This window comes from Halopseudomonas salegens, from assembly GCF_900105655.1.
Classification (GTDB): domain Bacteria; phylum Pseudomonadota; class Gammaproteobacteria; order Pseudomonadales; family Pseudomonadaceae; genus Halopseudomonas; species Halopseudomonas salegens.
Window position 1 is genome coordinate 2,003,280 of sequence record NZ_LT629787.1, and the last position, 23,116, is coordinate 2,026,395.

Here is a 23,116-nt window from a genome sequence, read left to right on the forward strand (position 1 = left end):
AAGGCTGGCGCTATGGGGTATGTTGAATCAGGGAGTCATTCAACAAGGAGTGGTCATGCCTGCAGCCATACTGCAGACAAAGCGCCTGCTGGTCGGGGCAGCAGCCTTGCTCGACCGTATTATCGAACAGATCGAGAAGTCGATTCTCGGTTGCAGCGTGTTGTTTCTTGCCGGCCTGCTGATCATCCATGTGATTGGCCGCCAGGTATTTGGCAACGGTGTTACCGGCCAGGTCGAACTCACCCAGATCAGCATGGTCATCATGACCTTTGCCGGCCTCAGTTATGCGGTACGCAGGGCGCGTCACATCTGCATGTCCGCCTTTTACGATCAGCTCAAGGGTCTGCCGCGCAAAATGCTGCTGGTAACGATTTCCCTGAGTACCGGTGCGCTGTTGTTCTATTTTTCCTGGCATGCCTGGGATTATGTCAGCACCCTGCAAGGTCGTGGGCGCACCTCATCGGCATTGTCGATTCCACTATGGATTCCCTACCTGATCGCTCCCATCGGCTTTGCCCTTGCAGGTATCCAGTACTGGCTGACGGCACTGCGAAATCTGACCTCCGATCAGCTCTACCGTTCTTTCTCGGAGCTGGAGGCTTATGACGAGGTGCCGAATGACGGCAACACAGGGCTATGAACACAAGGGAACTGAAATAGCATGCTGACCTGGATCATTGTCGTCATGGTGGTGCTACTGCTACTCGGTTTCCCGATGATGGTGCCGCTTCTGGTTGCCAGCCTGCTGGTCTTCTTTCTGATAATCGGCATGGACAATGTCGGCCTGTTGATGGGCCAGATGATCAGCGGCGTCCAGGCCTGGGCATTGGCTGCCGTACCACTGTTCATTTTTGCTGCTGACCTGATGACGCGCGGACATACGGCCAACCGTTTACTCGATTTGGTGCAGAGTTTTGTCGGTCACCTGCGCGGCGGCTTACCTATCACCACTGCCGCCAGTTGTACCCTGTTCGGGGCTGTTTCGGGCTCCACCCAGGCCACCGTCGTAGCCATGGGCGGGCCGATGCGCCCCAAATTACTGGAAAAGGGCTACAAGGATTCCTTCAGTCTGGCGCTGATCATCAACGCCAGTGACATTGCCCTGTTGATTCCGCCCAGTATCGGCATGATCATTTATGGTGTGGTGTCAGGGGCCTCGATCGGTGCCTTGTTTATTGCCGGCATACTGCCTGGCCTCCTGCTACTTGTCCTGTTCTCCGTTTATTGCTGGATTGCTTCTATTCGCATGGGCATAGAGCCCGAAGTCAGAGTGGGCTGGATGCTGCGTCTACGAGCACTCAAGCGCGCGTTATTGCCGCTGGGCTTCCCCCTGGTGGTCGTTGGCGGCATTTATCTCGGCGCATTCAGTCCGACCGAAGCAGCTGCGATCGCCGTACTCTATGCGCTGATACTGGAAGTGGTCATCCTGCGTGCGGTAAAAATCAGTGAACTGTGGGATGTCGCCATATCCACCGGGTTGATTACCGGCGTGGTATTCATTCTCGTCGCCGCTGGCAATGCCTTCACCTACACAATTTCCTTTGCCGGCATTCCGCAAGCACTGCTCGGCCCGGTGATTGAAACGATTGGTGACAGCCAGGTGCTGGTGCTGACCCTGATCGCCGTCGCCTTTTTTATTGGCTGCATGTTTGTCGATCCAATTGTCGTCATTCTGATCCTCACACCGCTGTTCAAACCTGCAGTAGAGGCGTCCGGACTTGATCCGATTCATGTCGGGGTAATCGTCACCCTGCAGGCTGCCATCGGCTCGGCTACGCCACCCTTTGGCTGCGACATCTTTACCGCCATGGCAGTATTCCGTCGACCCTATTTTGATGTCATCAAGGGTACGCCACCCTTTATTGCCATACTCTTGTTTGCCACGGTACTGCTTATCCTGTTCCCGCAGATTTCTCTCTGGTTACCATCATTGGCCAGCTGACAAAGTTTAATGCTAAATTGACATCCTAAATAAAGCGACGCTGCAGCCGACAACCAGTATGAGCCGGCTCTGCTTCGGCGCGTGACAATAATAATGCCCATATGGGCCACCCAGGGGGACCTTATGCCAGTCAGTCAAGTCGTCGACGTTGCGCATGCCTCACAGCCAAGGCGTTTCCGCGTGCGCCCGGCAACAATCAGCCTGTTTGCCTGCCAGCTAGCTCTGTTGGCTCTGGTGCTCTGGCAACTCAGTCATATCTGGCAACTGATCGGTCTGGTGCTCGGGGTCATCGTGCTTGGCCTTGCCTGGCACCTGCAACAAGGCAGCGGTGGTGACAGCACTCGCTTGCTGCAACGCCTGTTGAAGGCCAACGGCGAACAACTGGACCTGTCCGCAGATGATCAGCAAAGCGATGATGAACTGGTCAAGGCCTACGATCAGTTGAGCGAACGGCTGCGTGACATGTTTTCCGCGTTTCAGCGGCAAAGTCTGGCCATTGCCATCTCGTCGGGCAGCAGCCGCTTGCTGGCGGAGCAGGCTGCCCAGGAAGCCAAACAACAACATAGCCTGTCGGAGCTGATTTTTCAGGCCAGCGAACAAACCAACAATGCCTTGCAGGACATATCCAGCCGGGCTACCAACATTACCAGCTCAAACAGCCACAACCTCGAAATCGCCCGCTCATCCAGCCAGCAGCTGGGCGATGCACGCGAGCAAATGGCTCAGATCAACCAGGTAATGGGTAGTTTCAAGGAGAACATACAGGCGCTGGACAGCACCTCCAACCAGATCCGCGACATTCTCACCACGGTGCAGGATTTTTCTGCCCAGACCAACATGCTGGCGCTTAATGCTGCCATCGAAGCTGCCCGGGCTGGTGAACAGGGTCGTGGTTTTGCCGTGGTCGCCGATGAAGTCCGCAACCTGTCCATCAAAGTTGGTAGTGCCGCCGAAAAGATCAGCCAATTGATTGAACAAATGATCAAGGCCATGTCGGGTGCCGACCAGCAAACACACAACATACTGCAGCAGGCTGACCAGGCCAGCGCAGCAGTAAGCACTGCTGCCGATCAGTTTGAAGGAATGGTCAGCGACTTTCAGCAAACCAATGATGATCTGTTGATGGTCACCAGTGCACTGGAACAGCTAACCGTGACCAATCAGGAAACCCACCAGCATGGCAGCGCCATCCGTGACCTGAGCCTGACCATCGGTCAACACATGCAGGATACTTTTGCCCAGGCCGACCGCATGCGCGATGGTACCAATGAGGTTCTACAGGCCTTGTGCCGCTTCCGGCTCGGCGAAGGCCACCTCGAACACGTCAACGCGCTCTTGCTCGAGCGACGCCAGATCATGGAGCGTGAACTCGATGATCTGGCCGATCAAGGGGTCAATCTGTTTGACAATCACTTCACCCCGATACCCAACACCAAACCTCAAAAACACGAGGTCAGCTGGGCGGATGCAGCCATCGGCAAAATTCGGCCCTTGCTGGACTCCTGGGATCAAAATGGCAAGGACGGCATCATTTATATGTCGCCGGTCAACGATCATGGATATTTACCGACCAGTCGCTCGGCCTCCTCCAAGCCGCCAACTGGCGATCCACGCGTGGACGCCATGCAGAGCAACTACAAGATCTTCTCGATCAAGACTGATGCCGAACTGGAAAACCTGCGCAAGTGCAGCTTTATCAGCATGGGAACCTTTGTTCTTCCAGGCACCAATACTGTATTTTTTGTCATCTTTACCCCGCTCTTCGTCAAGGGTAAACGCTGGGGCGCATTGGCCGCCGGGGTGCATCCCAAGGTATTGGGCTTGCAATAACGCCCTTCATTGCCGCAGCAATCGGCGGGCAAAAAGGCCCGCCTCGACGGCTGCAGCTGCGATCAAGTCTTCCTGAGAGCGCCCGGACGCCTTGGTCGGGCGCAGATCATGCTCGCCATCATGCAACCAGCGCACCTCGACGCTATCCGCCAGACCATAGCCTGCCACCTCATGCTCGCGCCCAAACGGATCACGGGTCCCCTGCACGATCAGAATCGGTTTTCCCTGCTGTTGTAAATGCTCTGTGCGCAAGCGTTCCGGCTTGCCGGGGGGATGGAACGGATAGCCAAAGGCAATGGCGCCAAGCGCATCGGAATGTTCAAGAATATGGCTGGCAACCCGACCCCCCATGGATTTTCCGCCCAGTAATGCCGGCCCGGCCACCCCGTCCAGCTGCTGACGAAAAGCCTCCTCCAGCCGCGGCATCGGATTTGGTGGACGTTTGCGCCCACCGTTACGACGCTCGGCCATATAGGGGAACTCGAAACGCAGTACACTCAACCCCTCTGACAGCAAATGGGCGGCCAATAACTCCATATAGGGGCTATCCATCGGCGCCCCTGCACCATGCGCCAACACCAGCGTAGCCAGACGAGTGGAACCGGCAGGATGTTGCAGCATCGTCTAGACTCCAGCAATAAGGCTTGAGGGTGAAGGGGCACAGAATAGAAGCACTGCGACATCATGCCACAGCACTAGCACCCATGCTGCACTTCACTTTCAACACGCAGCTGTCTACCCTTTAACTAACCCCAGCCGCCAGAGCAGACCACAAGGGGTGAAATCCTTGACTGCGCCATGCCGTAAATCGTGTATACCGGTTGACAAAACGTGGCAGAAAGTGGCTTGCCAGAGCCTTGTAAAACCTTGGTTTTCATTGACATGTGTCATTGCAAACAAGGTCTCCATTGCTCATACTTGCCCCGCTTTGAATCCCCCTTAAACTCATAGCTATCCATGGAATCTCGCATGAGCACAGCTACTACAGAAACAGCCTATAACTACAAAGTAGTGCGCCAGTTTGCCATCATGACGGTGGTCTGGGGCATTGTAGGTATGGCCGTAGGCGTACTAATCGCGGCACAGCTTGTCTGGCCACAACTCAACCTTGACTTGCCGTGGACCAGTTTTGGTCGACTGCGGCCCTTGCATACGAACGCGGTCGTTTTCGCCTTTGGTGGCTGCGCCCTGTTTGCAACCTCGTACTACATTGTTCAGCGTACCTCACAGGCCCGGCTGATCTCGGACAAACTGGCTGCCTTCACCTTCTGGGGCTGGCAAGCGGTTATTGTTCTGGCCGCTGTAACCCTGCCGCTCGGGCTGACCAGCAGCAAAGAATATGCCGAGCTGGAATGGCCGATCGACATCCTGATCGCGCTGGTATGGGTAAGCTATGGACTGGTGTTCTTCGGCACCATCATGAAGCGCAAGATGAAGCACATCTATGTGGGCAACTGGTTCCTCGGTGCTTTCATCATCACCGTGGCTGTGTTGCATATTGTCAACAGCATGGCGATTCCGGTTACGCTGACCAAATCCTACTCAATGTACGCTGGCGCAACAGATGCCATGGTGCAGTGGTGGTATGGTCATAACGCGGTAGGCTTCTTCCTGACCGCCGGCTTCCTGGGGATGATGTACTACTTTGTACCCAAGCAGGCCGAGCGCCCGATCTACTCCTATCGCCTGTCGATCGTGCACTTCTGGGCACTGATCTCGATCTACATCTGGGCCGGCCCGCACCACCTGCACTATACCGCTCTGCCGGACTGGGCTCAGTCGCTGGGCATGATCATGTCCCTGATTCTGTTGGCACCCTCATGGGGCGGCATGATCAACGGCATGATGACGCTGTCAGGTGCCTGGCACAAACTGCGTACCGATCCCATCCTGCGCTTCCTGGTCGTGTCTCTGGCTTTCTATGGCATGTCCACCTTCGAAGGTCCGATGATGTCGATCAAAACGGTTAATGCGCTCTCGCATTACACTGACTGGACAATTGGTCACGTCCATGCCGGCGCACTCGGCTGGGTTGCCATGATCTCTATCGGCTCGCTGTACCACCTGATTCCACGCGTGTTCGGCCGCGTAGACATGTACAGCGTTGGCCTGATCAATGCGCACTTCTGGCTATCCACCATCGGCACCGTGCTCTACATCGTATCCATGTGGGTCAACGGCATCACCCAGGGCTTGATGTGGCGAGCAGTCAATGTTGACGGCACTCTGACCTACTCCTTCGTTGAAGCGGTTGTTGCCAGTGAACCCGGCTATTACGTGCGCGCACTCGGCGGCCTGCTGTTCCTCATCGGGATGTTCCTGATGGCTTACAACGTATGGCGCACCGTGCGTCTGTCCAAGCCGGCTGAAGTTCAAGCTGCTGGTCAGATGGCCTGAGGAGCAAGAAATGAAAAGTCATGAAATCGTAGAAAAAAACATGGGCCTGCTGGTGGTACTGATCGTCGTCGCCATCAGCTTTGGTGGCCTGACCCAGATCGTGCCTCTGTTCTTCCAGCCGGAAACCACGGAACCCGTAGAGGGGTTGCGTCCTTACACTGCCCTTGAGCTGGAAGGCCGTGACATCTATATCCGTGAAGGCTGCGTTGGCTGTCATTCACAGATGGTCCGGCCGTTCCGCGCCGAGACCGAACGCTATGGTCACTACTCGGTTGCCGGTGAATTCGTCTGGGAACACAACTTCCTTTGGGGCTCAAAGCGTACCGGTCCTGATCTGGCCCGTGTTGGCGGTCGTTATTCCGATGACTGGCATCGCGCCCACCTGATCAACCCGCGTGACGTCGTACCCGAGTCCATCATGCCAGCCTACCCCTGGCTGCAGAACAATGACCTGGATGGCCGCCACACCGCGCGCAAGATGGAAGTCCTGCGCACTCTGGGTGTCCCATACACGGATGAAGACATTGCCGGTGCACAGGAAGCAGTTGACGGAGTCAGCGAAATGGACGCCGTCATTGCCTACCTGCAGCACCTGGGCACAGTTCTCTCTGATCGTCGGTAACTATTATGGACATCAATACATTGCGCGGAATTTCGACCCTCTTTGTACTGCTGGCATTCATCGGCATCACATTGTGGGCCTACAGCTCCTACAAAAAGAAGGATTTTGACGAAGCGGCCAACTTGCCCTTCGCCGATGATCCGGAGGAAAAGCGCAAGGATGTGTCCCGTGAGCAGCAAGACACCAGGAGTAATAACGAATGACTAATTTCTGGAGCGGTTACATCATTTTCCTGACTGTAACCAACCTGGCGCTTATCGTGTGGCTGATTTTTGCCACGCGAAAGGGCCAACGGTCGAATACTACCGAAGAAACCGTAGGCCATAATTTCGACGGTATTGAAGAATACGATAACCCGCTGCCGCGCTGGTGGTTCATGCTGTTTATCGCCACCATTGTATTCGGGGTTATCTATCTGGCGCTGTATCCAGGTCTGGGCAAGTTCCCCGGCCTGCGCGGCTGGACCCAGATCACCCAGTACGAAGCGGAAGTTGAGCGCGCTGAAGAGCAGTTTGCCCCCATCTTTGCCCGTTTCGCCGACATGCCGGTAGAAGAGGTTGCCCAGGACGACGAAGCCCTGCGCATTGGTCAACGCCTGTTTGCGACCAACTGTTCAGTGTGCCACGGTTCAGATGCCCGAGGCTCCTTTGGCTTCCCCAGTCTGGCCGACAGCGACTGGATCTGGGGCGGTTCGCCGGACCAGATTCGTACTACGCTGGAGCGCGGTCGTCAGGCAGCCATGCCCGCCTGGCAACAGGTATTGGGAGACGATGGTATCCGCAATACAGCCGGCTACGTACGCCATCTGTCCGGGCTGGAAACCGAGAACGTTGATCTTGATGCTGGTCGCCAGCACTTCCAGAGCGTTTGTTCCGCTTGCCATGGTCCGGAAGGCAAAGGCAACCCGATGCTGGGTGCTCCCAACCTGACCAATGATACCTGGCTGTATGGCTCGACCATGACACAGGTTCAGCACACCCTGCGCTATGGCCGCAACGGTCACATGCCAGCCCAGGCTCACCTGGGTGACGATCGCATTCACATTCTGACTGCCTACGTACTCAGCCTTTCCGAAGACGCCGAGTAAGCCTGCTGCGACGGCAAGTCGCATGGCGCGACACTCTTGCACATACTATCCTGAGTATGTGCAAGAGCTAGCCCGCCTCCCGGCCGGGCTCCCCCCTTCCCTGAAGTCATGGCCTGATAATCATGAGCGATAAAATCCCACTCAAGGATGTTTCTGCAGACGCGGTCAAAACCTTTGACCTCTACGCCAAACGCGACCCCATTTATGTCCGCTCCTATCAGGGACTGTTCAAGAATGTTCGTCTACTGGGCGTCGGCTTTCTGTTTCTCATGTACTTCGGTACCGTCTGGCTGAAATGGGAAGGTCGCCAGGCAGTGTTGTTCGACCTGCCAGCACGCCAGTTCCACGTATTCGGCGCCACCTTTCAACCGCAGGATTTTTTCCTGCTGTCGTTCTTGCTGATCATTTGCGCTTTCGGACTTTTCTTCATTACCGTATTTGCCGGCCGCGTATGGTGTGGTTACACCTGTCCGCAAACCGTGTGGACCTGGATCTACATGTGGGCCGAGCGAGTTACCGAAGGTGAACGCAACAAGCGCATGAAGCTGGACAAACAGCCCTGGAGCCTGGACAAGCTGAAGCGAAAGTCAGCCAAGCATGCAATCTGGCTCACAGTAGCCCTGGCCACAGCGATCACCTTCGTTGGCTACTTCATGCCAATCCGGGAACTGGTCGTCGACATAGGGACTTTCCAGGTATCCGGCTGGGCCTTGTTCTGGGTATTTTTCTTTACTGCTGCAACCTATCTGAATGCCGGCTGGATGCGTGAGCAGGTGTGCATATACATGTGCCCTTACGCCCGTTTTCAGAGCGTGATGTTCGACAAGGACACCCTGATTGTGTCCTACGACGAAGCCCGTGGCGAACCACGTGGCTCGCGCAAGCGTGGCAGTGACCCTCGCGCCCAGGGCCTGGGCGACTGCATCGATTGCAATATCTGCGTGCAGGTCTGTCCAACCGGGATCGACATTCGCAAGGGCCTGCAATATGAATGCATCGGTTGCGCCGCCTGTGTCGATGCCTGCGACCAGGTAATGGACAAAATGAACTATCCGCGCGGCCTGATTCGCTATACCACAGAGCACAGCCTGGAAGGCCAGGAAACCAAACTGTTGCGCCCGCGCCTGCTGGGTTATGGCGCTGCACTGGCCATCATGATCGGGCTGTTTGTGGTCACACTCAGCAACCTCGCCCAGGTCAGCATGGACGTGCAACGTGACCGCAATGTGCTGTACCGCGAAACGCGCAGTGGCATGATTGAAAACGTGTACATTATCCGGATCAATAACCGCACCAATGCTGAAGCCAGCTATCAACTTGAAGTCGACGGCCATCCGCAACTGCACCTTGAGCTGCCTGCTGACCGCCTGACCGTCGAGCCGAGCAGTTCTTTGCAGATTCCGGTTAACGTACAATTGGATCCTGTTTACATGGAAGGAACCAATATTCCCATTCGCTTCCATGTCGAGGCCAATGACGACAGCGAGATCAACGCCACCGTCGACAGCCGCTTCATGGGCCCAACACTCAGGTAAAGCATGCATACGCAAGACAGTATCCCACCCTGGTACAAGCAATTCTGGCCCTGGTTCCTGATCGGTATCCTCGCCTTTGCCGTTGTGATCGGTCTCGGGTTGTTGTTTATCGCCATAGCCAACCAGGACTCCATGGTGCGCGACAACTACTACCGCGAGGGTCGAGCCATCAACATGCACCTGGGACGGGATCAAATGGCCCGCGAGTTGAGCTTGCGGGCCGACTTCAGCATTGATGATATAACAGGTGAAATAAGCCTGACCCTCGATGGCGGGCTGGAGCCTCTGCCGGAAACTCTGCAGCTGGATCTGATTGCTCCGACCCAGGCTCACAAGGACCGCAAATCGTTACTTACCCGTATCAGTGGCAATCAGTACCGGGGGCAACTGGATACCGGCGTTGAAGGTCGCATGTATATTGATCTGAGCGATCCCCAACGCGTGGGTAACGATGGCTGGCGTCTGACTGATGAGAAACACATTCAACTCGGCGAGCGTTACGAGCTCGTTGCCCGCTAAACCATGACCTTTCCGCTGCCCTGCTATCACTGCGGCGAGCCGGTTCCAGCCGGAGCGCCCTGGCAATCCCGGATCCTCGGTCAGGCGCGCCCCATGTGTTGCCCGGGCTGCGAAGCGGTGGCCGATGCCATCGTGGCCGGCGGTCTGGAATCCTTCTACCAGCACCGCACGGAAAACGCCGCCAACCCGGAAGCGCTGCCCAGGGTTCTGGAAGAAGAACTGGCCCTGCTGGATCGGGCCGAAGTGCAAGAACGCTTTATCAAGTCCGACGGTGACTTCCAGCAACTGCAACTTCTGGTCGAAGGCATCACCTGTGCTGCCTGTGGCTGGTTGATTGAACAACGTCTGGGTAAATTACCCGGGGTCAAGGAAGCACGCCTGAATCTGAGCAATCACCGGCTGACACTGGTCTGGGATCCTGCCCACATCCAGCCATCTGCCCTGCTCGGCGAGCTCAAGCGCATAGGATATACAGCGCATCCTTACCAAGACGACCGCGCCGCCTTGCATATGGCCGAAGAAAACCGCCGTTACCTGCGTCGCCTTGGCCTCGCCGGGCTGATGTTCATGCAAGTGATGATGGCCACCATGGCGCTGTCTCCCGAGTTCAATCAGGACATCACCCCGGCGATGGAAACACTGTTGCGCTGGGTCAGCCTGATCATGACTACCCCGGTGGTTTTCTACAGCTGCGTGCCCTTCTTTCAGGGCGCATTACGCGACCTGAAAACCCGCCGCCTGACCATGGATGTGTCGGTATCCCTGGCGATCGGCGGGACGTATCTTGCCGGTATCTGGGCTACGGTCAGCAACACCGGAGACATCTATTTTGACTCGGTCAGCATGTTTGCCCTGTTTCTGCTGGCCGGGCGATATCTGGAGCGTCGCGCACGTCAGCGCACCATGGAAAGCACCGCGCGACTGGTCAATCTGCTGCCCCCATCCGCCGTGCGCATCGACCGCAATGGTCAGCCCCGGCGGGTAATGCTCAGCGAAGTGCAAGCCGGTGATATTCTCGAGGTCAAACCGGGCGAATGCATTCCGGCTGATGGTGAGATCATTCAGGGCCGCAGCAGCGTTGATGAATCCGCTCTCTCCGGCGAGTATCTTCCGCTGACCAAATCAACGGGTGACCGGGTTACTGGTGGCACCCTGAATGTTGAAGGCCCCCTGCGTCTTCGGGTCGAGTTCATCGGTGAAGAAACCCGACTGTCAGCCATTGTACGCCTGCTTGAACGGGCCCAGAGTGACAAGCCACGCCTCGGCATGCTGGCCGATGCGGTCGCCCACTATTTCCTCATTGTGGTGCTCAGTGCCGCCGTCATCATCGGTGGACTCTGGTGGTGGCAGGCCAATCTGGATACCGCGTTCTGGATCGTCATCGCCATGCTGGTTGCCACCTGTCCCTGTGCCTTGTCGCTGGCAGCGCCCACAGCCCTGACAACGGCTACCGGCAGCCTGCACAAACTCGGTCTGTTGGTGACCCGTGGCCATGTGCTTGAGGGGCTTAACCAGATCGATACGGTGATCCTCGACAAGACCGGCACCCTGACCGAAGGTCGCATGACGCTTGAACGCATCGACACGCTGAATCAATGGCCGGAAGACCAGCTGCTGCGTTGGGCACGAATGCTCGAAGCCCGCTCTGAACACCCGATTGCCCGTGCTTTCGGTCGCAGCATGGAGGTGGCAAGCGATATTACCAATGTGCCGGGCCAGGGGCTGGAAGGCCAGTGTGAGGGACGCACCTTGCGCATTGGCAAGCCTGCCTTTGTTGCCAAGCTCGGTGACTACCCTGCCCCGGCCCTTCCGGATCAGCCGGGGCAATGGCTGTTACTCGGTGATACGCAGGGTCCGCTGGGCTGGTTTGTGCTCAACGACCGCCTGCGCCAGGATGCCGCTGATCTGGTACAGGGGCTAAAAGCACGCGGCTTGCAAGTCATACTGCTCTCAGGTGATCACCAACAGATTGTAGACCGCATGGCAGATACGCTGGGTATCGAGCAGGCCATCGGCAATGCCAGTCCGGATGACAAACTGGCTTTCGTGCAGCAATGTCAGGCTGCGGGCAAACAGGTGCTGATGCTCGGGGATGGCGTCAATGACGTCCCCGTACTGGCCAGTGCCAATATCTCGATTGCCATGGGAGAGGCATCCGATCTGGCTAAAACCAGTGCCGATGCGGTTTTGCTCAGCAGTCATTTGCACGTTTTGCTGCAAGCCCTCAACGCCGCCAGGCGTACCCGGCGAATCATGATTCAGAACCTGTTCTGGGCCAGCACCTACAATGCCTGTATTCTGCCGTTGGCAGCCTTGGGCATGGTTACCCCGGCGATTGCAGCATTGGGTATGTCTGCCAGCTCCTTGCTGGTGGTGTTGAATGCCCTGCGTCTGCTGCGCCTGGGCGATCACCAAAAACCGCGCGACAACCAGAGCCAAAGGCGCTGGCAGGAGCAAGTCACATGACCATTCTGTATATTCTGGTACCGATTGCCCTGTTGCTGGTCATCATTGCCGTAGTAGTGTTCAACTGGGCGGTGAATACCGGTCAATATGACGATCTGGAAGGGCCGGCACACAGCATTCTGTTTGATGATGACGACCCGGCCCACCTGGCGGCGCAGCCCGAAGAGCAAACGGCCAAAGAACAGCCTTCCAGCAGCCAGACGCCTGCACCTGATGCTCCGCCCGCAGGTGACAACAAAGAACACAAAGCCGGATGAGCACTGATCTGATCCCCTTGCTGTTGACCGCCCTGGCACTGGGTTTGCTGGGGGGCGGCCACTGTATCGGCATGTGCGGCGGGCTGATGGGGGCCATGACGCTGGCGATTCCAGCCGATCAGCGCAAGGGCTGGGTTCTCTGGCGCGTCCTGCTTGGCTACAACCTGGGCAGGATAGCCAGCTACACCCTTGCCGGCGCCTTGCTGGGTGGCCTGGGCTGGCTGGCGCAAGATATCGGGCTGGGCCGCAGCCTGCGCACGGTGGCCGGTTTGATGATGATCGCCATGGGCCTCTATCTCGCCAACTGGTGGGCCGGGCTGACCTATGTGGAACGCCTTGGCAAAGGCCTCTGGCGGCATATCCAGCCCCTCGCCAGCCGGATGCTGCCAATCACCAGCGCCCCGCGGGCATTGGTTGTTGGAGCGCTGTGGGGCTGGCTGCCTTGCGGCCTGGTCTACAGCACCCTGATATGGGCCAGCAGTCAGGGGCACGCTGGCCAATCCGCGCTGCTGATGCTGGCGTTCGGGGTTGGCACCCTGCCAACCTTGCTGGCGACAGGTGTGGCTGCGGAACGTCTACTCGCGTTGCTGCGATTGCGCAGAGTCCGCATTACTGCCGCACTGCTGGTCATTCTTTTTGGTATCTGGACCCTGCCCGGCCCGCACAAAGCCTGGTTGATGGGTCACAGTACCGGCCAGACTCACAACGACCAACCTGCACCCGCATTTGATCCACATCAAGGCCCGGAACAAAGCGACCGCCTACACTGAGCCCAGTATTCGTACTCAGTGAGGGAATACCCATGCAGGCTGTTCTTTACGCCCCGACTTCAACCAAGCCTGGCGGCAATGGTCAGTTACCTCTGCGCCAGTTGCTCCGGGAAACGGTGGATCACCTGGCCATCCGCCGGGCACTGCGAGCCAGCCGGCTTGCCGAACGTGATCTGGCCCTGAATATTCGGCTGCCTTTTTGCGCCAACGCCTGCTTTTTTTGCAACCGCTGCCGGATAATCGCCAAGGACCGTAGCAAAGCCAGCGACTATCTGCATTTACTGGGTACTGAAATCGCCACAATTGGCCGTCACCTGGACCAGCGCCAACAGGTCAGGCAACTGCATCTGGGGGGCGGCACCCCGACGTTTTTCGGCCATCAGGCACTGACCCAGTTGATGAACAAGCTGCACCGACATTTCAATCTGTCGGCCATGCCCGACATTGATGCCAGCGTGGCTATCGACCCGCGTGAGGTCGACTGGGCCACACTGGATTTACTGCGCGGCCTGGGCTTCAACCGTCTGAACATCATGCAGCCCAGTCTCGACCCTCGCGTACAAACTGCGGTCAACCGCTTGCAGGGTGACCAGCAATTTGCTGAATGCCTCGCCGCAGCACGCACCCTGCGCTTCCACAGCATCGGCATCGAGCTGATGGCTGGTCTGCCCGAACAAAGCCTGGACAGTTTCTGTCAGACACTCGACAGCATCGTTGGCTGGCGCCCGGAACGCATCCGTTTGACCTGCTACCGTCACCAACCAGAGCATTATCCGCCGCAGCGACGAATCAACCGGGCCAGTCTGCCCAGTCCCCAGGAGACTGCGGCGGCGAAGCAGCATTGCCAGCAGTACCTCCTGGCAACGGGTTATCAACGACTGCAACATGACCTGTTCGTTTTGCCCCAGGATCCACTGGCCATTGCCGCAGAGGACAGCACGCCATTGCGCCATACCGCGTGCGGCTTGAGCGGGCATCCTGATTGCGATGAAATCGGAGTCGGCCTGGGTGCAATCAGCGACGTCAACGGCCTCGCCTGGCAAAACAGCACGCAACTTGCCTGCTGGCAACAGCGAGCAGCGCGCGCCCAGTTTACCGCCCAGTATCAATGGCCTGCTCCAGCGGCCCCCTGACGCCGTCTTTGGCTCGCTTATCATGTTCGGCTATAGCGACAGTTAGCAATGGCGAAAGCAGGTTCCATGTTGTAGGCTTTCCAGATAATGCCCGGACGCTGGATGCCCCCATGAGTGACGCCATCAAACTACGTGCCCTGCCTGAAGCCCACTGCAAAGATTGCAGCCTGTCAGCCATGTGCCTGCCCCTCTCCTTGCAGGATCAGGAACTGGAGACTCTGGACAACATCGTCAAGCGCGGCCGGCCACTGAAAAAGGGTGAAAACCTGTTCCGTCAGGGCGATCCGTTCAATTCCATCTATGCGCTGCGCTCGGGCGCAATCAAGACTTTCAGTGTGTCTGACAGTGGTGAAGAACAGATCACCGGTTTTCACCTGGCCAGCGAAATGATCGGACTATCGGGCATGGATGACGAACGCTACCCCGTCTCGGCCGTAGCGCTGGAGACCACCTCGGTATGCGAGATTCCCTTTGAGCGCCTGGATGACCTGACCGCAGCCATGCCACAACTGCGCAAGCAGGTCATGCGCCTGATGAGCCGGGAAATTCGTGACGATCAGCAAATGATGCTGTTGCTGTCGAAAAAGACTGCCGACGAACGCATCGCAACCCTGCTGATCAACCTTTCCGCTCGGTTCCGGGCCCGTGGCTACTCGGCCACTGCCTTCCGGCTGGCCATGTCGCGCAATGAAATCGGCAATTATCTAGGCCTTGCGGTGGAAACGGTATCCCGGGTATTTACCCGCTTCCAGCAACAACAACTGATTGCCGCTGAAGGCAAGCAGATCGAAATTCTCGACCATGCGCAGCTGTGTGCTCTGGCCGGCGGTCAATTTGATTAAGCGTGACATAGGGTTTGCATGATTTTCGACGAATACAGTATCAAGTCTCAGGTGAGGCCGGTCCCGAACTTTCCCAAACCCGGGGTCACTTTCCGTGACATTACCCCTCTGTATCAATCGCCACGTGCCATGCGCATGATTGCCGACAGCCTGATTCAACGCTATGTGGACAGTCCGATTACGCATATCGGTGCTATTGATGCGCGCGGATTTCTTCTCGGCGCGGTGATAGCCTATGAATTGAACAAGCCCCTGGTATTGCTGCGCAAGCCGGGTAAATTGCCAGCGGACGCTCTGCGGCAGAGCTACCAGAGCGAGTATGGCGAATCTGCCCTGGAGATCCACCGCGATGCCTTGCAGGCCGGCGATCAGGTATTGTTGCTGGATGATCTGATCGCCACCGGTGGCACCTTCCTCGCCGCTGCCCGGCTGGTCAAACAACTGGGTGCCGACGTCTACGAAGCTGCCGCCATCATTGACCTGCCTGATCTGGGTGGCTCTCGCCTGATGCAGGATGCCGATATTCCCACCTTTACTCTGTGCGCCTTTGCCGCAGACGAGTAGAATTCCTCTCTGACCCGGGGTCACTGCACGTGGCCTCTGCCTTTCATCCCTGGCTATCTATCGAACTTATGACTGACTCTGTACAGAACCAGCAGCCCTGGCGACAGCGGCTGGCCAACTGGATCGAACGCCCGCGAGCCCAATTTACCATCATGATCCTGATCCTGATCAACGCGGTCGTGCTCGGGCTGGAAACCTCCTCAGAGATCATGCAGCAGTGGGGCACATTGCTGATGACGCTGGATACATTGATCCTGGGCGTGTTCGTGATCGAAATCAGCCTGCGGTTTATCGCCCATGGCTGGCGCTTGCTGAAAGATCCCTGGGGACTGTTTGACACTATCGTGATTGCCATTGCCCTGGTGCCTGCCAGCGGCCCTCTGGCCGTGTTGCGTGCGTTGCGGGTTCTCCGGGTATTGCGCTTGATTGCGTTGGTACCAAGCATGAAAATCGTCGTGCAGTCATTGCTTGCCTCGCTGCCCGGCATGGGCAGCATTGTCGCGCTACTCGGTCTGGTCTTCTATGTTGCGGCGGTGATTGCCACCCAGCTGTTTGGCCAGGCCTTCCCCGAGTGGTTCGGCACCCTGGGAGCCAGCCTGTTCAGCCTGTTCCAGATCATGACGCTGGAAAGCTGGTCTATGGGCATCGTCCGGCCGGTGATGGAGGTCTATCCGCTGGCATGGCTGTATTTCGTTCCCTTTATTCTGATTGCCACGTTCATGATGCTGAACCTGTTCATCGCCGTCATCGTCGATGCCATACAGAATCAAAGGGAACGTGTTGCTGCCAGCAAGGCCGGCACAGAGGGTCAGCATTCCCTGGAAGACGCAGCAAAATCCCACCCCCACACCAGTCTGTCCGGGGTCAATCAGGAATTATTGCTACTTGAAGTACGCGAATTGCGCAAGGAATTGGCCAGTTTGCGCAGTACCATGGCCAAGTAATTGGCCTGACCGGAAGAACGACAAGCGGCGCAAAAATGACCATGAATGGACCTTTTGCACAAGTTTGCTTATCATGCGCAGAATAACAACAACCGATGCCAACTATCACTCGGCATCACCTCACCGAGGAAACTGCTGCATGGCCCAAGCCACCTTGCCGCCAGATACACGCCTGCTGCTGATTGACGATCACCAGATCTATCTGGATGGACTGGGACTCACCCTCAGCAACCTGGGCGAAGGCGTTATCATTGATCATGCCGGTACCGCTCGTGATGCCGAACTGCAGGTAGCCCAGCACAGTTACGACCTGATCCTGCTGGATTTGCAGCTCCCCGACAGCAGTGGTCTCAGCCTCCTGCAACGTCTGCGTGATATTGACCCGGTTGCACCGATCGCCATTCTCACCGCCAGCAACAGCCCCAGCGACCAGGAAGCCGCCTTGCAATCCGGCGCTGCCGGGTTCATCAGCAAAACCGCCAATGGTCAGTTGCTACAGGATGCGGTAACCCGGTTACTGTTTGGTGAACAAGTCGTCATTGCCGGCGATAATCAGCCACTTGACCGGCAAAGCTGTGCGCGTGAACTGGGCGTTACCCCACGTCAACTGGAAATCCTCGACCTGTTGGCCGAGGGCCTCCCCAACAAGGTAATCTGCCAGCGCCTGTCGCTCTCCGAAGATACGGTCAAAACCCATCTAAAGGCACTGTTTTCCACCCTCAACTGCCATAACCGAACCGAGTGCGTAGCTCAGGCCCGCCGTCTCGGCCTGGTCAGCTTCTGACACTGTTGCGTAGCAAGGTTTGCAAATGACGGCGCAGGCGTGAGGGGAGAACCGGTTTATAAAGCACATGCACGTCGACCAGGCGAGCCTGTTCAGCAACTTCCTCACGGGTATCTGCAGTGACCAGTACCGCAGGCCCGGAGAAGCGTTTGCTGGTGCGCAACTGGCGCACCAGCTCCAGGCCATTGAGCTCCCCTTCCAGCCGATAATCGGATAGCAAGACATCCGCACCGGCAGATTCAAGGGCGATCATCACCTCCTCGGCCGACGCATAGCTGACCACCTCCAGCCCCCACTGGACCAGCAACCCCTGCATGGCCTCACGGTTGATTTCATCATTGTCAACTACCGCAACCTTGCCCTGCAGGCCCGGCTGCAACTGTCGGGCGGTGCTGGCCGGTTGGTCTCGCCACTCGGCTTGCGGCACCTCAAACCAGAACCGTGAACCCTGACCCGGGGCCGACACCACGCCCGAAGGATAGGTCAGCAAATGCAGCAATTGGCGGCAGATGGACAGGCCCAGGCCGACGCCTTTGTCCAGGCTTCGTGCCGGGTTCGCCAACTGGGTAAACTCCTCGAAAATACGCAGCTGATCGGCTTCAGTCATGCCACAGCCATCGTCCGCAATCGCCAGGCGCAGCCGGTCATCGGCACGACTGACTTCGACGCGCACTTCAGTCGCGCGGGCATGCACCAGAGCATTATTGAGAAAGTTGCGTACCAGCCGCTCCAGCAGTACCGGGTCACTCTGCACGGCCACCCGTGGCGGGCACAGCAGTTGCAACTCCACACCTTTAGCCCGGGCACTGGACTCCATGCTGGCCAACAAGCGACTCAGCCAGGGGTGCAGGTTGATACTCTGTAACTGAGGCTGGACCATACCCACACTCAGACGCGAAATATCCAGCAAGGCATTGAGCATATCCTGCAAGACATGGGCCGAATCCGCCAGACGCTTGAGCGTTTTGCGGGTTTCCATATCCGTGATGCGACCGTCAAGGTTTTCGATAAACAGCGTCATCGCGTGCAGCGGCTGGCGCAAATCATGACTGGAGGTAGCCAAAAAACGGGTTTTGCTCTGACTTTCGCGTTCCGCCCGACGCTGGGCTGCCTGCATCAGCCCTTCATTGAGAAAGCCGTAGCGCAGCATATATTCGTACAGGTAAGCACCAAAGGTCCCGATTACCGTAAAGCAGCTGAGATAGAGTCCATTGGCAAAAATTACGCTACGCGGTGCGCCAGCAGCGTACTCGGCCAGCAAATAGACGGCGACAATGATCCAGGAGCCCAGAACCGCATGCCGGGTCGGCAGGCCCAGCAAAAAAAAACCCGCCAGCAGCACCAGATACAGCCCTTCATGCGTGACTGCCACCGGCAAATCAACCTGCCGCGCAGCCACAATCACCAGCGCAACCATCAAGCCACTGAGGGTATAACCCAGAATAGACACAGCGAATGCCTGGTCTGGCGCCACCTTGGCAGGTCGGCCGGAATACCAGATCGCCCAACCAACCACCAGAAGTACTGCCATACGCGCAGGAATGGTGACCTGATACAGTTCTACCGTCAGATAAGCCCAGTCCAGCAGCATGAACAACAACATGAACGTGAACGCACAGACGGCAACCACAAAGGCTCTGTTGGCCAGGCGCACATGCATGTACCCGGCGAAGTCTTCTTCCAGTTCGGCATTGAAGCGCAAACGCCGAAGGCCACTGCGCTGAGCGAGCAAAGTCGGCTCATCCAGCATGCTCATGGCCTGACTGTCCAGGTTGGACATAGCAACTCCCGTGAGTTTCTTGTTATTTTCCGGTGACAGGCATCAACTGTCAGCTGGCGCGTTTTCCTGCATCCATTCAGCGACCCTGGCCTGCTCAACGGCATTCAGATGCAAGCCCAGCTTGCTGCGTCGCCATAATACATCGTCAACGCTCTGCGCCCATTCATCCCGACACAGATAACCCAACTCGGCTGCCGTCAATCCCGCCCCGAACATCTCGCCGAGATCCGCAGCACTGCGCGCCTCGGCCAGAAAACGCCAGCATAGCCGTCCATAACTGCGGACAAATCGCCGCCGCTGTGCCTGAGTCAACCAGGGAAAAGCCTCTTCCAGCTCTTGCTCAAGGGCCAGAGGACTTGCAAAATCACCACCGGGCAAGGGCTGCTTCGCCGTCCAGGCTGGCCCCATCTGGCCGAACCAGGGTTGCAGGTGCGCCAGGGCGGATTCAGCCAGGCGGCGATAGGTAGTCAACTTCCCCCCGAACACGCTGAGCAATGGCGGCTGGTCAGGCTGGCCCTGTACAGAGAGCGTGTAATCGCGCGTTACCGCGGCCGGGTTACTGTCATCGTCATCCAGCAAGGGGCGCACCCCCGCATAGCTATGCTGAATCTGTTGCCGGTCTACCGTCTGGCGAAAGTAATGTCCGATAACCGCCAACAGGTAATCTTCCTCGTCACGAGTCGGCTTGACCTCTGCCGGATCGCCGCGATAATCCCGGTCAGTCGTACCGACCAGAGTGAAATCATCCTCATAGGGCAACACAAAGACAATGCGTTGATCGACATTCTGCAGTATGTAGGCCTGGTCACCTGCATACAGACGCGGCAATACGATATGACTACCCTGAACCAGACGCAGCGCATGCGGGCTGGGCAAGTCGAGGGCATCTTCAATGACCTTGGCGGCCCAGGGCCCGGCAGCGTTTACCAGCCCCCGCGCTCGAACCTCTCTGAGCCCGGAGGCGGTTTGCAGGGTTACCTGCCACCAGGCCCCTTCACGCCGCGCAGCAATACACCGGGTCCGAGGCAAAATACTGGCGCCTACAGCATGCGCCTGCATGGCATTGAGCACGACCAGACGGGCATCATCGACCCAGCAGTCTGAATACTCGAAAGCGCGCAGCAGGTCTGGCCGTAACGGGTTGTCTTCAGCCAGTTTTACCGCCCGCGAGCCAGGCAAACGCACGCGCTGACCCAAGTGGTCATAGATAAACAGGCCTGCACGCAGCATCCACCATGGCCGCAAGTGCCGCTCATGGGGCAGCACAAAGCGCAACGGCCAGATAATATGCGGAGCCTTGGCCAGCAATATCTCGCGCTCCCCGAGCGCCTCGCGCACCAGACGGAAAGCGAAGTGCTCCAGATAACGCAACCCACCATGAATCAGCTTGCTGCTGGCCGAAGAGGTATGCGCCGCCAGGTCATCCTGCTCGCAGAGTAATACTGAAAGCCCTCGCCCAGCCGCATCATTGGCAATGCCCACCCCGTTGATGCCACCACCGATGACCAGCAGATCACAGGTATCCGGATCGCTATGCATCGATGCAGCCAAAAGCTGTGACTGTTGCATGTATTCCCCCACTTGACCCAGCCGGAAAAAGCCTCATGCCCCTTGGCCTGTTCGACTCGGGCGTTTAACCTGTTGCCTGGCACTCACTTGCGGCTTGAACTCCACAATAACAGCAAAACAACAGGATACCGACACCATGGCCACGCATCTTCTTGCTATAGACCAGGGCACCACCAGCAGCCGCGCCATTCTGTTTGATGCCGCTGGTACCCCCCTGGGCAGTGCGCAAGAGGAATTTAGTCAGTACTTTCCCTGCGATGGCTGGGTTGAACACGATGCCGAAGAAATCTGGCAAAGCACTCTGAGCGTTTGCCGGCAACTGCTTGCCGAACAGAACATGCACGCAAGCGACATCCGCGCCATCGGGATTACCAATCAACGTGAAACCACCTTGCTGTGGGACGCCGACAGCGGGGAGCTGCTGCACCGCGCCATCGTCTGGCAGGACCGACGCACGGCAGACTACTGCGCCGAGCTGAAACAGGCCGGGCATGAACCCATGGTCAGCAATAAAACCGGTCTGCTGATAGATCCCTATTTTTCCGCGACCAAGCTGCGCTGGTTGCTGGAACACATACCAGAGGCCAGAGCCAAAGCCGAACAGGGAAAGTTGCGATTTGGTACCGTCGACAGCTTTCTGCTCTGGCGGCTGACCGGTGGCAAGGTTCACCGTACCGATGCCACCAACGCCTCGCGCACCATGCTGTTCAATATCCACACCCAAAGCTGGGATCAGGACCTGCTTGAATTATTCGACATTCCCGCCAGCCTGCTCCCCGAGGTAATGGATACCGCTGCCGACTTTGGCCACACCGAGGCAGGTTTGTTTGGCGCAGAAATCCCCATCACCGCGATGGCCGGTGATCAGCAAGCCGCTCTGATTGGCCAGGCCTGTTTCCAGCCGGGCATGGTCAAGAGCACCTACGGCACCGGCTGTTTTATGATCATGAATACCGGTGACCAGCCGATTCGTTCGAACAATCGCTTGCTGACGACAGTCGGCTATCGCCTGCAAGGTCAGGTAACCTTTGCTCTTGAAGGGAGCATTTTCGTTGCCGGGGCGGCAATCCAGTGGCTGCGCGACGGCCTGAAGCTGATTCAGCACGCCGGTGAGACCGAAGCCATGGCCGAGCAGACCGGGCATGATTGCGGCGTCTATCTGGTACCTGCTTTCACTGGCCTGGGTGCACCCTACTGGGACCCCAAGGCGCGTGGAGCCATTTTTGGCCTGACCCGGGATACCGGCATTGCTGAAATCGTCACCGCCGGGCTGCAATCGGTCTGCTTCCAGTCCCGTGATTTGCTGGATGCCATGCAAGCTGACGGAGCTATCAGCACCTCGGCATTACGAGTGGATGGCGGCATGGTGGTCAATAACTGGGTCGTGCAGTCCCTGGCTAACATCCTTGGCGTACCGGTTGAACGCCCGCAAGTCACTGAGACAACGGCACTTGGCGTGGCTTATCTGGCCGGACTGCACAGTGGGCTGTTCGCCAGCCTGGAGGAGATAGCCGCGCATTGGCATTGCCAGCGCAACTTCAAACCGGATATGCCGGAAGACCAGCGCAATCAGCTCTATCAGGGCTGGCAGGATGCAGTGCGGCGTGTACGCGAGGGCTGACACAGCCCGTCAGAGATCGATTCGCCCGCGCAGCTGCTTCCTCTGGCCGTGACGAGTCTTGGCATCCAGCCGGCGCTTCTTCGCTGCCCGCCCCGGTTTGGTTGGTCGCCGCGGCTTGACCTCAACGAGCACACTGTTGATCAACTCGACCAGACGCCTTATGGCATCTTCGCGATTCTGCTCCTGGGTGCGGTATTGCTGCGCCTTGATCACCACCACTCCATCCTTGGTGATACGTTTGTCATTCAGCGCCAGCAGGCGTTCCCGGCAAATGTCCGGCAGGCTGCTTCGGTTGATGTCAAAGCGCAAATGGATAGCGCTGGATACCTTGTTGACGTTCTGCCCGCCAGCACCCTGGGCTCGAATCGGCAGGCACTCGAAGTCCGCTTCATCCAGTTGCAGATTTTTGTCCAGTTCGATCATTCGCTGCTCTTCAGACGACGACAGAGTATGC

General features: G+C 57.6%; 22 protein-coding genes. 18 read left to right on the forward strand and 4 right to left on the reverse strand.

From position 1 onward, the window contains the following. The first annotated feature begins 55 nt into the window (after positions 1 to 55). The 3 genes from BLU07_RS08990 to BLU07_RS09000 all read left to right on the forward strand — a co-directional run bounded on the left by BLU07_RS08990 (position 56) and on the right by BLU07_RS09000 (position 3,772). Positions 56 to 640 carry a TRAP transporter small permease gene (locus BLU07_RS08990; protein ID WP_092386170.1) on the forward strand — a complete coding sequence of 195 codons (585 nt, stop codon included), beginning with the start codon at positions 56 to 58 and terminating at the stop codon, positions 638 to 640. A gap of 21 nt (positions 641 to 661) precedes the next feature. Next, complete coding sequence (locus tag BLU07_RS08995; protein WP_092386172.1) at positions 662 to 1,942, forward strand: TRAP transporter large permease; 1,281 nt, start codon at positions 662 to 664, stop codon at positions 1,940 to 1,942. 123 nt (positions 1,943 to 2,065) lie between these two features. Continuing rightward, entirely contained in the window at positions 2,066 to 3,772 is a 1,707-nt protein-coding gene (locus tag BLU07_RS09000; protein ID WP_157719161.1) for a methyl-accepting chemotaxis protein, read from the forward strand. 6 nt (positions 3,773 to 3,778) lie between these two features. Here BLU07_RS09000 and BLU07_RS09005 read toward each other — a convergent pair whose 3' ends face one another. After that, positions 3,779 to 4,393, reverse strand: coding sequence for an alpha/beta fold hydrolase (locus tag BLU07_RS09005; RefSeq protein WP_092386176.1), 615 nt, complete (start codon positions 4,391 to 4,393; stop codon positions 3,779 to 3,781). A gap of 348 nt (positions 4,394 to 4,741) precedes the next feature. Between BLU07_RS09005 and ccoN the strand changes: the two genes are divergently transcribed. The 14 genes from ccoN (at position 4,742) to BLU07_RS09075 (ending at position 17,692) form a co-directional block, all read left to right on the forward strand. After that, entirely contained in the window at positions 4,742 to 6,169 is a 1,428-nt protein-coding gene (ccoN, locus tag BLU07_RS09010) for a cytochrome-c oxidase, cbb3-type subunit I (protein ID WP_092386178.1), read from the forward strand. 10 nt (positions 6,170 to 6,179) lie between these two features. Further along, complete coding sequence (gene ccoO, locus BLU07_RS09015) at positions 6,180 to 6,791, forward strand: cytochrome-c oxidase, cbb3-type subunit II (protein ID WP_092386180.1); 612 nt, start codon at positions 6,180 to 6,182, stop codon at positions 6,789 to 6,791. A 5-nt stretch (positions 6,792 to 6,796) separates the two neighbouring features. After that, positions 6,797 to 6,994 carry a cbb3-type cytochrome oxidase subunit 3 gene (locus BLU07_RS09020; RefSeq protein WP_092386182.1) on the forward strand — a complete coding sequence of 66 codons (198 nt, stop codon included), beginning with the start codon at positions 6,797 to 6,799 and terminating at the stop codon, positions 6,992 to 6,994. Next, the gene (gene ccoP / locus BLU07_RS09025) at positions 6,991 to 7,878 is read left to right on the forward strand and encodes a cytochrome-c oxidase, cbb3-type subunit III (RefSeq protein ID WP_092386184.1); all 888 of its coding nucleotides are present in this window, start codon (positions 6,991 to 6,993) and stop codon (positions 7,876 to 7,878) included. Before BLU07_RS09020 ends, ccoP begins: the two co-directional genes overlap by 4 nt. A 122-nt stretch (positions 7,879 to 8,000) precedes the next feature. Continuing rightward, entirely contained in the window at positions 8,001 to 9,413 is a 1,413-nt protein-coding gene (gene ccoG, locus BLU07_RS09030) for a cytochrome c oxidase accessory protein CcoG (protein ID WP_092386186.1), read from the forward strand. Positions 9,414 to 9,416: 3 nt separating this feature from the next. Then, the gene (locus BLU07_RS09035) at positions 9,417 to 9,932 is read left to right on the forward strand and encodes a FixH family protein (RefSeq protein WP_092386188.1); all 516 of its coding nucleotides are present in this window, start codon (positions 9,417 to 9,419) and stop codon (positions 9,930 to 9,932) included. A 3-nt stretch (positions 9,933 to 9,935) separates the two neighbouring features. Beyond that, on the forward strand, positions 9,936 to 12,398 hold the full coding sequence (locus tag BLU07_RS09040; protein ID WP_092386190.1) for a heavy metal translocating P-type ATPase: 2,463 nt from the start codon (positions 9,936 to 9,938) through the stop codon (positions 12,396 to 12,398). Continuing rightward, entirely contained in the window at positions 12,395 to 12,655 is a 261-nt protein-coding gene (gene ccoS / locus BLU07_RS09045; RefSeq protein ID WP_092386192.1) for a cbb3-type cytochrome oxidase assembly protein CcoS, read from the forward strand. Before BLU07_RS09040 ends, ccoS begins: the two co-directional genes overlap by 4 nt. After that, on the forward strand, positions 12,652 to 13,425 hold the full coding sequence (locus BLU07_RS09050; protein WP_092386194.1) for a sulfite exporter TauE/SafE family protein: 774 nt from the start codon (positions 12,652 to 12,654) through the stop codon (positions 13,423 to 13,425). Before ccoS ends, BLU07_RS09050 begins: the two co-directional genes overlap by 4 nt. Positions 13,426 to 13,457: 32 nt before the next feature. After that, positions 13,458 to 14,558, forward strand: coding sequence for a radical SAM protein (locus BLU07_RS09055; protein ID WP_092386197.1), 1,101 nt, complete (start codon positions 13,458 to 13,460; stop codon positions 14,556 to 14,558). Positions 14,559 to 14,668: 110 nt separating this feature from the next. Next, positions 14,669 to 15,400 carry a fumarate/nitrate reduction transcriptional regulator Fnr gene (gene fnr / locus BLU07_RS09060; protein WP_092386199.1) on the forward strand — a complete coding sequence of 244 codons (732 nt, stop codon included), beginning with the start codon at positions 14,669 to 14,671 and terminating at the stop codon, positions 15,398 to 15,400. Positions 15,401 to 15,418: 18 nt separating this feature from the next. Next, the gene (locus tag BLU07_RS09065) at positions 15,419 to 15,964 is read left to right on the forward strand and encodes an adenine phosphoribosyltransferase (protein WP_092386201.1); all 546 of its coding nucleotides are present in this window, start codon (positions 15,419 to 15,421) and stop codon (positions 15,962 to 15,964) included. 68 nt (positions 15,965 to 16,032) lie between these two features. After that, positions 16,033 to 16,908 carry an ion transporter gene (locus BLU07_RS09070; RefSeq protein ID WP_092386203.1) on the forward strand — a complete coding sequence of 292 codons (876 nt, stop codon included), beginning with the start codon at positions 16,033 to 16,035 and terminating at the stop codon, positions 16,906 to 16,908. 139 nt (positions 16,909 to 17,047) lie between these two features. Further along, positions 17,048 to 17,692 carry a response regulator gene (locus tag BLU07_RS09075; RefSeq protein WP_092386205.1) on the forward strand — a complete coding sequence of 215 codons (645 nt, stop codon included), beginning with the start codon at positions 17,048 to 17,050 and terminating at the stop codon, positions 17,690 to 17,692. Here BLU07_RS09075 and BLU07_RS09080 read toward each other — a convergent pair. Then, on the reverse strand, positions 17,682 to 19,472 hold the full coding sequence (locus BLU07_RS09080; RefSeq protein WP_092386207.1) for a hybrid sensor histidine kinase/response regulator: 1,791 nt from the start codon (positions 19,470 to 19,472) through the stop codon (positions 17,682 to 17,684). The two genes, BLU07_RS09075 and BLU07_RS09080, sit on opposite strands and share 11 nt — an antisense overlap. 42 nt (positions 19,473 to 19,514) lie before the next feature. Beyond that, a complete protein-coding gene (gene glpD, locus BLU07_RS09085; RefSeq protein WP_231701616.1) occupies positions 19,515 to 21,041 on the reverse strand; it encodes a glycerol-3-phosphate dehydrogenase in 1,527 nt (508 codons plus the stop codon). Between the two features lie 136 nt (positions 21,042 to 21,177). On the opposite strand from glpD, the gene glpK reads away from it, so the two are divergent. After that, positions 21,178 to 22,662: a glycerol kinase GlpK gene (gene glpK, locus BLU07_RS09090; RefSeq protein WP_092386209.1), complete on the forward strand. Its 1,485-nt coding sequence runs from the start codon at positions 21,178 to 21,180 to the stop codon at positions 22,660 to 22,662. A gap of 9 nt (positions 22,663 to 22,671) precedes the next feature. Here glpK and arfB read toward each other — a convergent pair whose 3' ends face one another. Then, positions 22,672 to 23,085 carry an alternative ribosome rescue aminoacyl-tRNA hydrolase ArfB gene (gene arfB, locus BLU07_RS09095; RefSeq protein ID WP_092386211.1) on the reverse strand — a complete coding sequence of 138 codons (414 nt, stop codon included), beginning with the start codon at positions 23,083 to 23,085 and terminating at the stop codon, positions 22,672 to 22,674. Between the last annotated feature and the right edge of the window lie 31 nt (positions 23,086 to 23,116).